Below are 13,045 nucleotides of genomic sequence, written 5' to 3' on the forward strand. Positions count from 1 at the left end.
CTCAGGTTGGCGGGATATTGGTGCAAAGTAAAAGTGGTATTCCATCGCCGCTTTTCAAAGGGTTAACAGTCATGCAGGTTGAATCGACGTTATTTACATATCCTAGGTATTGGGCTGAATGCTACGGTACAGCGCCCTTTTTGCCCATGTCCCGTAAAGAGATGGATAAGCTGGGCTGGGACAGCTGCGATATCATTATCGTCACCGGTGACGCTTATGTGGACCACCCCAGCTTTGGTATGGCGGTGATTGGCCGCATGTTGGAAGCTCAGGGTTTCCGCGTCGGCATTATTTCTCAGCCTGATTGGTCCAGCAAACAAGATTTTATGAAGCTGGGCAAGCCCAACCTCTTCTTTGGTGTTACCGCAGGTAATATGGATTCCATGATCAACCGTTATACGGCTGATCGTAAGTTGCGTCATGATGATGCGTACACGCCTGGCAATGAAGGTGGTAAGCGTCCGGATCGTGCCGTGACTGTGTATACCCAGCGCTGCAAAGAAGCCTTTAAAGAGGTGCCGGTTGTTATCGGTGGTATTGAGGCCAGTTTGCGTCGTCTGGCGCACTATGACTATTGGTCCGATAAGGTTCGCCGCAGCGTTATTTTCGATGCCAAAGCCGACATTCTGATCTACGGTAATGCCGAGCGTCCGCTGGTGGAAGTGGCTCATCGTTTGGCGGGAGGCGAGTCCGCTGCCGAACTGACAGATATTCGTGGCACTGCGGTCATCGTCAAGCAGCCTTTGCCTGAGTGGCGGGGTATGGACTCGCGCAAGATCGACCAGTTGCACAAGATAGATCCTATTCCGAACCCATATGGTGCTGATGATGTTGGCTGTCAGAACCTGTCAGGCCCCTCTGATGCCAAGGTTTTCGACAATGAGTCTCCCAAGGCGATTACAGTCCAGCCTCCCAAGCCCAAGCCATGGGAGCAGTGCTATGTGATGCTGCCAGCCTATGAAAAGGTGTCTCAGGACAGGTATCTGTATGCCCACGCTTCCCGGGTGATGCATCAGGAAACCAACCCGGGTTGTGCCCGCGCTCTGTATCAATCTCACGGCGATCGTGCAGTGTGGATTAATCCACCCGCCTGGCCATTGAATACCGATGAGATGGATGCGGTGTTTGATCTGCCTTATCAGCGTATTCCTCACCCTGTGTATGGCAAGGCGAAGATCCCTGCCTATGACATGATCAAAACCTCGATCAATATTATGCGTGGTTGCTTCGGCGGCTGCTCCTTCTGCTCCATTACCGAGCACGAAGGTCGCATTATTCAGAGCCGTTCACAGGAGTCTATTGTCCGTGAGATCAAAGATATCCAGGAGAAGGTGCCTGGCTTTACCGGGGTGATTTCAGATCTGGGTGGCCCAACCGCCAATATGTACCGACTGGGTTGCAGCAGTGAAAAGGCAGAGAAAACCTGCCGTCGTCTCTCCTGCGTTTACCCGTCAATATGCGGCCATTTGAACACAGACCATAAGCATACGATCGACCTGTATCGTGCTGCCCGCGATGTGCCGGGTATCAAGAAGGTTCTGATCGCGTCAGGTGTGCGCTATGACCTGGCGATTGAGGACCCGCGCTATGTGAAAGAGCTGGCCAAACACCATGTGGGCGGCTACCTGAAAATTGCGCCTGAGCATACCGAAGAGGGCCCTCTGTCCAAGATGCTCAAGCCGGGCATGGGCACCTATGACAAATTTAAAGAGCTGTTTGACCACTACTCCAAAGAGGCGGGCAAGAAGCAGTATCTGATCCCTTACTTTATCGCCGCCCACCCGGGCACTACCGATGAGGATATGGTCAATCTGGCTTTGTGGCTCAAGCGTCATCAGTTCAAACTGGATCAGGTTCAGAACTTTTATCCATCGCCTATGGCCAATGCCACTGCGATTTATCATACCGAGCTGAACTCGCTGAAGAATGTGAAGCATGGCAGTGAGCAGGTGCCTGTCCCCAAGAAGGGGCGTCAGCGCCGTCTGCACAAGGCATTGCTGCGTTACCACGACAGCGCAGGTTGGCCACTGATCAGAGAAGCTCTGGAAGCCATGGGCAAAAAATATCTGATTGGTAATGGCCCTGACTGCCTGGTTCCGGCTGAAAGCCGCAATGAAGGTAAGGGCTGGGGACAGAAACATCAGGGTAAGCCAAAGCCAGCAGGTAAAGGCCAGCAGGCTGCGACCCGCTTCAGCGATAACCAGCACGACTCCCGTAAGCCAAAGTCCGGCTCAGGTAATGGTAAGGCTGGCAAAGGCGGGAATCAGCATAAAGGCGGTCAGGCTGATCAAAAGGGACATAACAGTAATCGCAAAGGCGGATCGCCAAGGCCGGGTGCCAAACCAGTATTTGGTAAGCGCCCGACCGGTAAAAAGTAAGCCGGTAAGAGACTCACCCGAAAACGCCACTTAATGTGGCGTTTTTTGTTTTCTGGCTTTTGATGTGTGTCGCAAAGAGCAATGGCTGGCACTTTCAGGGTTTCCCTGCTTCTGCATTTACACAGGTTTGAGTTATATTCGGGAGAAGTAACCGGGGAACACTTATGTCTGAGCAAGAATTTACTGAACAGGGTTTTTGGCAAAAACTGACTGACTATGCCCGTACAGCGGGTAAGGAAGTGGTCGAGAAAGCTTTGTGGCTGTATTACGCCGCTCAGCGTCCTGATACGCCCACCTGGGCAAAAGGAGTGATATTTGGTGCTCTGGGTTACTTTATTATGCCGCTGGATGCGATTCCTGATCTCACGCCCATGATGGGTTTTACCGATGATCTGGGAGCATTGGCGGCCGCCATTGGTATGGTCAGCTTGTTTATTGATGAGGAAGTCAAAACCAAATCAAATGCAACCATGACCCGCTGGTTTGGTGACTGAATCGGCACGCTGAGTCAATCATAGGCTTAGCGCATTCAGGCAGTCATACAAGGAAGAATAACGATAATGAAAGCAAGCCTGTATACCCTGGCCCTCTGTGGCCTGTCTGCGTCGGCAATGGCCGATACCCCTGCTTCTCAAGATGTTTTTTTTGATGCCCTGCGTGCCCATTGTGGTCAGGCATTTGAAGGTAAAGTGACCTCCGGCAATGAAGCGGATGCCAACTTTGCAAGCCAGCGTCTGGTAATGCATGTTCGTGAATGCAGCGATATTGAACTTAAGGTCCCTTTCCACGTAGGTGAAGACAGATCCCGTACCTGGGTGATTACCCGAACCGGTGGTGGCCTGTTGCTTAAGCATGATCACAGACATGAAGATGGCAGTGAGGATAAGGTCACCATGTACGGCGGTCACACCGCTTCTACCGGGACGGCCAATGAGCAGTCATTCCCTGTGGATGACTTCTCCATTGATAATTTTAAACAAAATGGCCTGTCCCAGTCAGTGACCAATGTCTGGCACATGTATGTTTATCCGGAGACCTTTACCTATCGCCTGACCCGGGAAAATCGCGATTTCAGAGTCGATTTTGACCTGACCAGGCCAGTTGCTCTGCCGCCAGCGCCCTGGGGCCATGAATAAAGGCTAAGTCATTTGACAGAAAAGCCCGGCAATGCCGGGCTTTTGTTTGTTTAGTCTTTATCTTCGTTGAGAATTTTCTGCAGAAAGCTGAGCTCTTCAGAATCCAGCAACTGGCTGGATGAGCGCTGCGACACGGTCGGCTTGGTTGCCAGAGTTCCCCGCAAGTATGCCGCACGGGTGATCTGTTTGAGGCCAAATATCGCCAGCCCATAAACGGTCAGCAGTAACAGCAGCCGTGGCAACGCCTTTTCTACAGGGGATATTTCACCACCGAGATAGAAGGGCAGGATCAACAGAAACATACGAATAACCCAGTTGCCAAGCAAAGCTGTGGTCAGTGCCAGCAGCCAACGAAACTTGATATCTCTGAGGCTTTCAGTGTGCGCTCTGTGGCTGCGCCCACGATACCGACGAAGCAACTTCAGCAGAAGCACAAAGTATACACAGGCTTGAATGCTGAGCAGTGCTGGCAATAAAGTACCGACCACGCCAAGGTGTTCCAGCCGCCCCATACTGTCGAATGCCAGCTGCCAGCCATCAGAGGCATGGTACCAGCCCCACACCACGGTCGTTACGGCGACAATACACATGATCAGTGCCGGTGCGTAATGCCACGAATACCTTACATCCATCACTTCCTGAGACAGGCCACGTTTACAGTAGAGATAAAGCATGGGCATCAGCAGGAAATAGACAGGGATAATCAGGACGAACAGCATATGCAGCGGGGCGGGACTGTTCTGATAGTTAATAAGGCCGGTAAAGAAGTAGAGGGATACCAGACTGAATATGCCAGCCAAAAGTTTATGGTTATCCTGACTCTCTTTGTAGATGTAGCGGATATAGAGGCTCAACAGCAGACAGTGAATACCGCCCAGCAGTGATAACCACCAATATGCTTCAAGAAAAAAATGGCCAAAACCGTTCATATGCTTACCTCGCCGGCAATTGTACTCGCTAGCGGGCCAGGGCTAAACCAGCAGTGTAAAAAATATCTGCCGATAACAGGTGTTGCCTGGTTTAAGAGGTTTCTCTCTAATCGTCTTTTTTTTGCCTTTGCCGCCGGTTGGACATATCCCTTGGTGGCTTACCTGCCATCTCTCCGCGTTCGTGTAACAGGTGACGGATAGCGATAATTGGATGACGCCATATCATCCTTGGTCCGGCATAACGCATCACAGTCTTGGCCAGGGCTTTGGGTTCCGGCTTATAGCAATGAACCGGGCATCGGCTGCAGGTTGGTTTGTCTTCGCCATAGGGACAACGATCGAGACGCATGCGGGCATATTCAAGGAATTCACTACATTCAGGGCAGGGAGATTCTGAGCCATGATGATCGCGGCAGTACAAGCCGACCATCAGCGCCATGGTGTCGTATTCACGAGTGAGCCTGGGACCCAGAATTATTGGTTGTGTCATCTTAATGAGTATTCCTGCAGTGCCTGATGACATCTTATGTTCGGTGTCTTGATGGCGCAAAATCCATGTGCTGTTTCTTGAAGCTGCGCACACAATGCATCTTATATCGTCAGCTGTTATTCGGTAAATGGCGGCTTTTAACTTTAAAAAGGTGAAATATCCGCCATTTGGGTTGATCTGTGATGAACTTATCCCTTAATAATAGCGGTGAGTTTCTGTTCACTGGTTAATGCCCGCTTTTGCAATGCACTGGCTTACCGGAAATGAATAAGGTGATGAAATGATGAAATTTCTTGCGATTGTCGTGCTGGTGGCCATTGGCGTGTTTTTATATATGCGGGCGCAGCGACTCGCTAAAGAGGAACTGGAGCAGTCTGAGTTAAACCGGGATGCAGAGTTTGACGCCAGAATGGAGCATGAAGCACAGGCCACAGAAGCCAGCGAGACGGAGACTGCAGCACCTGAAGCTGAAGCGCAAGCTGAGTCCAAACCGCAGCCGGAGGTGGAATCTGGCAACCAAGCTGTTTCTCCGCCAGAGACAGAGCCTGTACTGGTTTCAGAGTCAGATGTCAGCGCTCAATCTGTGCCAGAGCCAGAGCCAGAGCCAGAGCCAGAGCCAGAGCCAGAGCCAGAGCCAATTGATGATCTTGACGATCTGGAGGCAACGCCTGCCATGCCATTACCGGTTCCAGCAGCCGTGACAACCGAGGAGATCACCCAGTATCTGGCAAAAGCGAATTCGGCTGAAGGCTACGCGCTACTGCTGGCATTGGTCAATCAGTGTTATAAGCAGCGTAAGCAGGCGGACATGTTGGCCTGGGGAGCCAAACTGTTGCCCAGGTTCGCTGATGAGGTCGCCTTTGTGGAACAAAGCGCCAAAGGTGCATTGACAGGTACCGGCCATATGCAGATGTCCACTTTGCTGACTGACTCAGGTTTTTATAATGAGGCGATTGCCCTGTGCGAACAGGCCGAGTCTCTGGGACTGGAAGATGGCACTGTGACAGGTTTTGCCGGTCGAATTACCCGTATCCGGCGGGCCCAACAAAAAGCAGCGGGATAAACCGCTAAGATAATCATGGTTATTAGCAGCCCCTGTGCTGTGTACAATGAAAGCGAGCCAATGGTTCGCTTTTTCTTTTTGTCGGTGCAGGCAGCGCCTGTTAGTGGAGTGTGAAGTGAAACGCCTGTCATTTGTTTTTATTGGTTTGCTGGCACTGTCAGCCTGTACCCAGAGTGCCAAGTGGAGTTTGATTTATCAGCCTGATGTGCAATCCGGTGAGCAGCTTATCCAGATCTCCAGCCTGAAGATGGATGCCATCAACGGCTATTACGACACCCTGGACCAATGCCGCCTTAAAGGTCAGGGACTCAGAAAACTGGCCGGAGACAAGGGCGATTACGTATGTGGTTTCCAGTGTAAGACTGATGAACAGGGACTGCTTCATTGTGAGGACCTCAGTCGCTGATTGAGCATGTAATAAGGGAGTGCGGATGGAACTGAGACAGGACTTTGTAAACCAATTACCGGGAGCCTACTCCCTGGTTGAGCCCGAAGGTCTGGATAATCCCCGCTGGCTGATGTGGAGCCAGGATGCTGCCCATATGCTGAATTTGGCAGAGCCGGATGCCAATGCGCTGGCAGTGTTTTCCGGTAACGCCAGAATGCAGGATGCCAGCTACTATGCTCAGGTATATGCCGGACATCAGTTTGGTGGCTATTCGCCAAGGTTGGGTGACGGTCGCGCCATGATATTGGGCGAGGCTAAAGATATTCATGGTGAATTCTGGGATATCGCACTCAAAGGCGCCGGCAAAACGCCCTATTCAAGGCATGGTGATGGCAAGGCGGTACTGAGATCGGCCGTGCGCGAGTTTCTGGCCTCTGAAGCTCTGTATCATCTGGGGATCCCCACAACCAGAGCGCTGGCCGTGGTTGGCTCAGATACGCCCGTGTGGCGGGAAACCCAGGAAACCGGTGCGATTACTGTGCGCCTTGCCCGTAGTCATATCCGCTTTGGCCATTTTGAATATATCACTCATGGTGAGCAGGACAGGGGTCGCCTTCGTGAACTGGTAAACTTTACCATTGCTCACCACTTTCCCCATCTGGAAGCCAATGCCAGTGGCTACAAAGCCTGGTTCGCCGAAGTCGTTCGGTTAACCGCTGAGATGATCGCCCACTGGCAAGCCAGCGGTTTTGCCCATGGCGTAATGAATACTGACAATATGTCGATTCTGGGGGACACCTTCGATTTCGGACCATTTTCATTTCTGGATACCTATCAGGAAGGCTTTATCTGCAACCATTCAGACCCCCATGGACGCTATGCCTTCGATCAGCAGCCTGGTATTGGCCTTTGGAATCTGCAACGGCTGGCGCAGGCACTGGTACCGCTTATCCCATCAGATGACCTTATGGCTGGGTTAAATGGTTACCAGCAGGCGCTGGTGGACAAGTATCTGCAACTGATGCGTAATCGACTGGGAATAGTCGCCGCTGATGAAGGGACAGATTTGGCTCTGGTCGGCGGGCTGATGAAGCTGATGAAGAATAATCATCTCGACTACACCAACAGCATGAGAGCCTTTGCCGGATTTGAACCGGGGGCTATGGAGTTTGCCCTGCGAGACGAGTGTCGGGATACCGCGGAGTTTGATGATTGGTTTTCTGCATACCGAGACAGAGTTAACGGCGTTGCAGATGCCGGGGATTGGCAGCGTCAAAGAGCTGCGGCAAATCCCAAATATATATTGCGTAATTATCTCGCACAGCAGGCGATTGAGGCCGCTGAAGCTGGAGATAATCAGCCTTTGGAGACCCTTTATCAGCTGCTTCGTAATCCATTTGACGAGCAAGCCGATATGGCGCAGTATGCCCGCCGACCACCGGATTGGGGAGAAGGACTTATCTGCTCATGCAGCAGTTAGTTCATGAAGTCGTGGACTCGTGCCACGTAAAGGATTGGGAGAAGCTCCAATGGAACAGATCAAGGTTGCCGGGTTTCAACTGGACCCGACAAATTTAAGCCTGCAAATTCATGCTCAGGTGGACTTTGAACAGTTTGATGATTTTGCTCTGCCTCTGACAACAGCACTGGATTGCCGGGTATTGGAAAAGCAATGGGGCGCAGACAGGCACCAATGGTTACTGGATTTTGAAGGAACCCGCCTGTGGCTCCACTATGAATTTTATGGCGATATCTGCTGGCTGAGCGTTGAACGCCAGGATGAGCTGGAAGTACTGGATTATTTGAGTCGGTTACTGCCGGTCGCCGCAATTGAGAGACACTGAGATGCCGCAAATGCCTTTGGCAACTGATTATCATGGATTAACGCCTGATGTAATCCTGACTGCGATAGAAAGTCTGGGGATCTACCCGGAAACAGGCTTGCTGGCACTGAACAGCTATGAAAACCGGGTGTACCAGTTCCGCTGTGACAGGGGAAACCGGTACGTAGTGAAGTTCTATCGTCCCGGTCGCTGGAGTGATGAGCAGATACAGGAAGAGCATAGCTTTACCCATGAGCTTGCCCAGCAGGAAGTCCCTGTGGCTGAGCCTCTGGCGGTGGATGGCGTAACACTGCATCATTTTCAGGGTTACCGATTTACCCTGTTTCCCTCAATCGGCGGGCGTCCATTTGAGGTGGATAACTTTGACCACCTCGAACAGATAGGCCGCTTTATTGGCCGTATCCATCAACTTGGCAGTGCCAGGCCTTTTGCTCACAGGGTTCAGCTGTCGCCGAACATCTGGTGTCATGATGCCATCAAAGGGCTGCGCCAGAATTTGCATGTACCTGCTCATCTGGAGACTGATTTTTTCGATGCTGCTGAGGCATTGGCATCGGGTATAGACCAAATCTGGCAGGCTCATTCCCACAAGAATATTCGTTTGCACGGTGATCTGCACCCAGGCAACATTCTGTGGACGCCGGATGGCCCGGGATTTGTTGATTTGGACGATGCCTGTATGGGGCCCGCAGTGCAGGATTTGTGGATGATGTTATCCGGAGACAGGCCCACTCAACTGATGCAGCTTGATATCCTGCTGGAGGGCTATGAGGAGTTTTGCTCCTTTGACCACAAACAACTGGCTTTGGTTGAGGCGCTGCGAGGCATGCGCATGTTGTATCACTGTGGCTGGATTAGCCGTCGTTGGGAAGATCCTGCGTTTCCTATGTACTTCCCTTGGTTTGCGGAAGATACCTATTGGCAGCAACAGATTGGTGCCTACCGGGAACAGTTGCAGCTGTTGGCAGAGCCTGCATTAAGTTTGCAGTCATATTGAGTAGATAGACTAACCAGTAAATAAGTAAATCAAGAGATTGGTGAACTTTTTGGGGTTACTACACTCAAAAAAACAATTGTGTTAGTCTGCCCCACAAGCTGAATACCCTTGGGTATAAGTTGGCAGACACATTGAAATAGGGAAAACAGATGAAAAAAACAATCTTAATGGTTGCTGCTTTGCTGATGGCACCGTTGATGGCCAATGCCGCTGACTTTAAAGAAAACGTCCACTACAAGGTGATCAACCAGGGACCTGGCAGTGCCAAGCCTGAGATTACTGAGTTTTTCTCATTCTACTGTGGTCACTGCTATAACTTTGCCAAGTCTGTAGTACCAACCATTAAAAAGACGCTGCCTCAGGGTGTAGGTTTTGAGCAGGCTCACGTTGAATTTATCGGCGGCCCAATGGGTGAGCAGATGTCCCGTGCTTTTGCGATTGCCAAACAACTGGGCGTGACTGATAAGGTTGAGCCAGCCATGTTCGCCGCTATCCATGAAAAGCGTCAGCGCTTTGCGGGCATCGATGATATTCGTAATCTGTTTATTGCCAATGGCGTATCCGGCAAGGATTTCGATGCTGCAGCCAACTCCTTTATGGTGAACTCTCAGGTTGCCAAGATGCGTAAAGATACCAAGAACGCAGGTATCCGCGGCGTACCTTCTCTGGTAGTGAACGACAAGTACCTGGTGATGACTGAGAATATCAAGAGCTATCAGGAAATGTTGGACATCGCTTACTACCTGGCGCAAAACAAGCCATAAGCATTATTGGCGACATTCTTGCAAAGGCACCTTAGGGTGCCTTTTTTGTGTCTGAACCAATTGTTTTTGCACTGGATTAGCGCATTTACACAGGTAGGATGCACGAAAAAAGTGCAAAAAAAACCGCGCTCCCTGGTCGCAAGAAACGCGGTGACATTGAGCCAGAAGGCTCAGTTTTACCCTGAGTAACGAGACAAACCTAACAGAGCGTCAAACTTTTGACAAGTTATCATTTGCGCAACATTTGAGCTTGGCTGAGTCCTGATGAGGGTATGGTTGGAAGGATTTATTTACAAAAATAATTGTTGCCGAATGAAACTTGCGGAGCTGACAAGAGGTCAAAAGAATGTAAACTTTGCGCCGGCCCTGAGACACGACTTGATTCAGTGCAGTACTTGTCCCGGTGACAGGGTAGAGCCAACAGACCATAACAAGAATTGACGCGCTGGTATTGGACTTGCCGTCTTTAAGAAGGAGGTCATGTGAGAGTTTTTCCCGTATATGCACCTAAATTGATAGTAAAACACGCCCGCATCGTACTGAACGGTGTTATCTGGGTAAAAGACCTGGGTAGATTGGAGTTTGAGAAAGGGCGGTTTCTGCTTCCCCGTAAAAGCGAGCCAGAGGTTAAGCAGGTTGTCAGTGAGCTAAATCAGATGATCAATCAGCAGGTCGAAGCCGCAAAAAGCGCCTGAGCCTGCTCCTGATATTCCGGCCTCAAATAATGACTTGAGGCCGCGAATCATGAACCAAGCCTTATTCGACTTCGTTGTTCAGCAAACCTACCAAACCGGTAACTTTCTCGTTCCAGCTGTTCAGTTCCTGCTGCAGTTGCTCGTTATGCTGTTGCAGTTGAGCAGACTTCTGCTTTTCTTCTTCCAGTTCCATCTTCTGAAGTTCGATGGTTTCCAGTGCCGCCTGGATTTTGGTTTCCAGTTTGGACAGTAATTCAAGGCTCATGGGAGTCCTTCCTGTATTAAGGATGCAATGATGAGGCTCTGATTCTAGCAGTGCGCAGGGCCAGAGGAATAGCTGAGTCACTCAAGTGCACAAATTTCGTTCATTAATTAGATGATGTTTAAAGATTTTTAGCATTTTGTGGTTAAGTCGACACTAAAAACAGTGATACTCTCTGGCTGAATCGTCTCATTTCAGGCATTGCCGCGCAGCCGGTTAGTGCCAAAGTCATCTTAAAACGGCATCGCAGCGAGTGGAGTTACTGGCAATGGATGTATATTTACCGGCTTTTTTGCCCTTGGTGCTGACCCTGGTATTGGCGCTTATCTTCCGTCATACCTTGTTGGCGCTTGGGGCCGGTATTCTTGCCGGCGCTTTGGTTTACACTCAGCTGCAGCCGTTGCAATCTCTGGAATACCTGCTGGATATCGCCAGCCGTCAGCTGTACCGGGATGGTCAATGGCAAAGCTGGCACCTTGATGTACTGGCCGCCATGATACTGCTGGGAGTGATGACCCAGTTATTTGCCCGGGGTGGGGCTGTGACCGCCTTCGGTGACTGGCTTTATACCCGCATTCGTACCCGCAGACAGGCCCGACTCGGGGTAATATTGTTAGGCTGGCTGGTGTTTATCGATGGCATCTTCAGCTGTCTGGCCGTAGGGCACGTATGTCAGCCATTGAGCGAACGTTATCAAATTCGTCGGGAACAGCTGGCCTACTTTGTCGACTCAAATGCTTCTCCTCTCTGCGCTCTGCTGCCTTTCTCCAGCTGGGGACCTTATCTGATTGCCTTGTTAGCCGGAATTAGTTTCCTGCCTGTATCTCCGTTGTCGGCATTTGTTGAACTGGGCCAAATGAACTTTTATGCCGTGCTGACTATTGCTGTGTCCCTGTATGTTGCCTGGCAGGGGTTTGGTTTTGGACGTGAGTTACCACAAGCGCCTTTGTCCGCTACTGTCTCCAAAGGAAACCCCTGGCTGCTATTGCTGCCGATGCTGACACTCTTGGTGGCATCTGTAGGGTTAACCCTGTGGTCAGGTGCCAGCAATGCGCAGGCGCCCGGAGTTATGGCCTGGTTGGCCGCAGCAGATATAGGCGCTGCCATGCGTAATGCCGCAATGTTGGCTGTTGCAGTATGCCTGGTGATGATGAGGGCGACCGGTCGCAGTCTGCGCGAACTACTGGCAGATCTTCTCCATGGCACCCGCAGTATGGGCCTGGCCATAGGTATTTTGCTGTTCACCTGGATGATAGGTTCAGTTATTAAAGATCTGAAGATTGCCGGTATGTTGGCTCATCTGGCAGAGCTCTATCTGAATCCATCTTTGTTGGTGGCCGGAATGTTTTTGCTTTGCGCTGTGATGGCATTTGCCACTGGTTCCAGTTGGGGAACCTTTGCCATTATGATCCCCATTGGTGCGGAGATCGCTTCTCAGGTAGCTCCTGAACTCCTGCTGCCGGCTTTGAGCGCGGTCCTGGCTGGTTCAGTGTTTGGCGATCACTGTTCGCCAATTTCGGATACCAGTGTGCTGAGTGCCACCTCAAGTGGTTGTGAGCCACGAGCCCATGTATTAACTCAGTTGCCTTTCGCCTTAACTGTGGCCGCCAGCTCTTTGGTAGGCTTTCAAATGCTGAATGCCGGGTTTGGCAAGCTTGGCAGCTGGAGTCTTGCCATTGTCAGCTGCATTTTGCTGGTGGGAGGATTGCAGTGGTGGATGAGCAGACGTGCAGAGAGTTAACCGGACTCTGAGCTGGGTTGTTCGTCCGCGATACTGACCCGACCAAAATCCGCCCCCTCTTGCTGGGGGGTGATTGCCATAATCTGATCCAATCTGATAGATCGGGTTTTTACCGGCGTTTCCACCACAAGCCATTCGCTCTTGTCTGCCCGGGTCTCAGTAGTGACAGCCTTACCATGCAACACTTCACCGCTGCGAAGTTCAAGGGCAAGTGGATAGTGACGAATACACGCCAACTCCAGATAGTCATATCTGGCACAGGGAATTGCCTGATAGGTATTCATATTGCCACCATTCAATTTTTTTAGTTCATGCTTTAACACTAGAACGACACAGTATGAGTTCAAGTTCAAGCCCG

15 protein-coding genes are annotated in these 13,045 nt (G+C 51.0%); 11 read left to right on the forward strand and 4 right to left on the reverse strand.

The window, feature by feature from the left end; translation table 11 throughout:
- The first annotated feature begins 71 nt into the window (after nt 1–71).
- The 3 genes from ACFOE0_RS11380 to ACFOE0_RS11390 all read left to right on the forward strand — a co-directional run bounded on the left by ACFOE0_RS11380 (nt 72) and on the right by ACFOE0_RS11390 (nt 3,514).
- Nucleotides 72–2,378 (forward strand): YgiQ family radical SAM protein, encoded by a 2,307-nt coding sequence (locus ACFOE0_RS11380; RefSeq protein WP_248937487.1) that lies wholly within the window; start codon nt 72–74, stop codon nt 2,376–2,378.
- A gap of 164 nt (nt 2,379–2,542) precedes the next feature.
- Entirely contained in the window at nt 2,543–2,872 is a 330-nt protein-coding gene (locus tag ACFOE0_RS11385) for a YkvA family protein (protein ID WP_115138666.1), read from the forward strand.
- A gap of 66 nt (nt 2,873–2,938) precedes the next feature.
- The gene (locus ACFOE0_RS11390) at nt 2,939–3,514 is read left to right on the forward strand and encodes a hypothetical protein (RefSeq protein WP_248937421.1); all 576 of its coding nucleotides are present in this window, start codon (nt 2,939–2,941) and stop codon (nt 3,512–3,514) included.
- Nucleotides 3,515–3,564: 50 nt separating this feature from the next.
- Here ACFOE0_RS11390 and ACFOE0_RS11395 read toward each other — a convergent pair whose 3' ends face one another.
- Together ACFOE0_RS11395 and ACFOE0_RS11400 are read right to left on the reverse strand one after the other, a co-directional pair.
- Nucleotides 3,565–4,443 carry a hypothetical protein gene (locus ACFOE0_RS11395; protein WP_248937422.1) on the reverse strand — a complete coding sequence of 293 codons (879 nt, stop codon included), beginning with the start codon at nt 4,441–4,443 and terminating at the stop codon, nt 3,565–3,567.
- 106 nt (nt 4,444–4,549) lie between these two features.
- Nucleotides 4,550–4,933 (reverse strand): nitrous oxide-stimulated promoter family protein, encoded by a 384-nt coding sequence (locus ACFOE0_RS11400; protein ID WP_248937423.1) that lies wholly within the window; start codon nt 4,931–4,933, stop codon nt 4,550–4,552.
- A gap of 280 nt (nt 4,934–5,213) precedes the next feature.
- Between ACFOE0_RS11400 and ACFOE0_RS11405 the strand changes: the two genes are divergently transcribed.
- From ACFOE0_RS11405 to ACFOE0_RS11435, 7 genes are all read left to right on the forward strand, one after another.
- On the forward strand, nt 5,214–5,996 hold the full coding sequence (locus ACFOE0_RS11405; protein ID WP_248937424.1) for a hypothetical protein: 783 nt from the start codon (nt 5,214–5,216) through the stop codon (nt 5,994–5,996).
- A gap of 115 nt (nt 5,997–6,111) precedes the next feature.
- A complete protein-coding gene (locus ACFOE0_RS11410) occupies nt 6,112–6,402 on the forward strand; it encodes a hypothetical protein (RefSeq protein WP_248937425.1) in 291 nt (96 codons plus the stop codon).
- A 25-nt stretch (nt 6,403–6,427) separates the two neighbouring features.
- Nucleotides 6,428–7,864, forward strand: a complete 1,437-nt coding sequence (locus tag ACFOE0_RS11415) for a protein adenylyltransferase SelO (RefSeq protein ID WP_248937426.1) — start codon at nt 6,428–6,430, stop codon at nt 7,862–7,864.
- Nucleotides 7,865–7,913: 49 nt separating this feature from the next.
- A complete protein-coding gene (locus ACFOE0_RS11420) occupies nt 7,914–8,228 on the forward strand; it encodes a DUF3630 family protein (protein ID WP_248937427.1) in 315 nt (104 codons plus the stop codon).
- Between the two features lies 1 nt (nt 8,229).
- A complete protein-coding gene (locus ACFOE0_RS11425) occupies nt 8,230–9,225 on the forward strand; it encodes a serine/threonine protein kinase (protein ID WP_380712004.1) in 996 nt (331 codons plus the stop codon).
- 149 nt (nt 9,226–9,374) lie between these two features.
- Complete coding sequence (locus tag ACFOE0_RS11430; RefSeq protein ID WP_115138657.1) at nt 9,375–9,989, forward strand: thiol:disulfide interchange protein DsbA/DsbL; 615 nt, start codon at nt 9,375–9,377, stop codon at nt 9,987–9,989.
- A gap of 482 nt (nt 9,990–10,471) precedes the next feature.
- On the forward strand, nt 10,472–10,684 hold the full coding sequence (locus ACFOE0_RS11435; RefSeq protein ID WP_115138656.1) for a DUF1107 family protein: 213 nt from the start codon (nt 10,472–10,474) through the stop codon (nt 10,682–10,684).
- Nucleotides 10,685–10,745: 61 nt separating this feature from the next.
- Here the strand turns inward: ACFOE0_RS11435 and ACFOE0_RS11440 are convergent, their stop codons facing one another.
- Entirely contained in the window at nt 10,746–10,949 is a 204-nt protein-coding gene (locus tag ACFOE0_RS11440) for a cell division protein ZapB (RefSeq protein WP_248937429.1), read from the reverse strand.
- A 265-nt stretch (nt 10,950–11,214) separates the two neighbouring features.
- Here ACFOE0_RS11440 and ACFOE0_RS11445 point away from each other — a divergent pair, with 265 nt between their 5' ends.
- On the forward strand, nt 11,215–12,687 hold the full coding sequence (locus ACFOE0_RS11445; protein WP_248937430.1) for a Na+/H+ antiporter NhaC family protein: 1,473 nt from the start codon (nt 11,215–11,217) through the stop codon (nt 12,685–12,687).
- Here ACFOE0_RS11445 and ACFOE0_RS11450 read toward each other — a convergent pair.
- On the reverse strand, nt 12,684–12,971 hold the full coding sequence (locus tag ACFOE0_RS11450) for a Rho-binding antiterminator (protein WP_248937431.1): 288 nt from the start codon (nt 12,969–12,971) through the stop codon (nt 12,684–12,686). The genes ACFOE0_RS11445 and ACFOE0_RS11450 overlap by 4 nt on opposite strands.
- Nucleotides 12,972–13,045 lie beyond the last annotated feature (74 nt).

This window comes from Shewanella submarina (assembly GCF_042646185.1).
Classification (GTDB): Bacteria; Pseudomonadota; Gammaproteobacteria; order Enterobacterales; family Shewanellaceae; genus Shewanella; species Shewanella corallii.

Excerpts from the sequence above, each read along its gene's own strand:
- ACFOE0_RS11450 (WP_248937431.1), bottom strand. The coding sequence starts at position 12,971 with ATGAATACCTATCAGGCAATTCCCTGTGCCAGATATGACTATCTGGAG.
- ACFOE0_RS11395 (WP_248937422.1), bottom strand. The coding sequence starts at position 4,443 with ATGAACGGTTTTGGCCATTTTTTTCTTGAAGCATATTGGTGGTTATCA.
- ACFOE0_RS11390 (WP_248937421.1), top strand. The coding sequence starts at position 2,939 with ATGAAAGCAAGCCTGTATACCCTGGCCCTCTGTGGCCTGTCTGCGTCG.
- ACFOE0_RS11420 (WP_248937427.1), top strand. The coding sequence starts at position 7,914 with ATGGAACAGATCAAGGTTGCCGGGTTTCAACTGGACCCGACAAATTTA.
- ACFOE0_RS11400 (WP_248937423.1), bottom strand. The coding sequence starts at position 4,933 with ATGACACAACCAATAATTCTGGGTCCCAGGCTCACTCGTGAATACGAC.
- ACFOE0_RS11440 (WP_248937429.1), bottom strand. The coding sequence starts at position 10,949 with ATGAGCCTTGAATTACTGTCCAAACTGGAAACCAAAATCCAGGCGGCA.
- ACFOE0_RS11430 (WP_115138657.1), top strand. The coding sequence starts at position 9,375 with ATGAAAAAAACAATCTTAATGGTTGCTGCTTTGCTGATGGCACCGTTG.
- ACFOE0_RS11385 (WP_115138666.1), top strand. The coding sequence starts at position 2,543 with ATGTCTGAGCAAGAATTTACTGAACAGGGTTTTTGGCAAAAACTGACT.
- ACFOE0_RS11380 (WP_248937487.1), top strand. The coding sequence starts at position 72 with ATGCAGGTTGAATCGACGTTATTTACATATCCTAGGTATTGGGCTGAA.
- ACFOE0_RS11425 (WP_380712004.1), top strand. The coding sequence starts at position 8,230 with ATGCCGCAAATGCCTTTGGCAACTGATTATCATGGATTAACGCCTGAT.
- ACFOE0_RS11405 (WP_248937424.1), top strand. The coding sequence starts at position 5,214 with ATGATGAAATTTCTTGCGATTGTCGTGCTGGTGGCCATTGGCGTGTTT.
- ACFOE0_RS11445 (WP_248937430.1), top strand. The coding sequence starts at position 11,215 with ATGGATGTATATTTACCGGCTTTTTTGCCCTTGGTGCTGACCCTGGTA.
- ACFOE0_RS11415 (WP_248937426.1), top strand. The coding sequence starts at position 6,428 with ATGGAACTGAGACAGGACTTTGTAAACCAATTACCGGGAGCCTACTCC.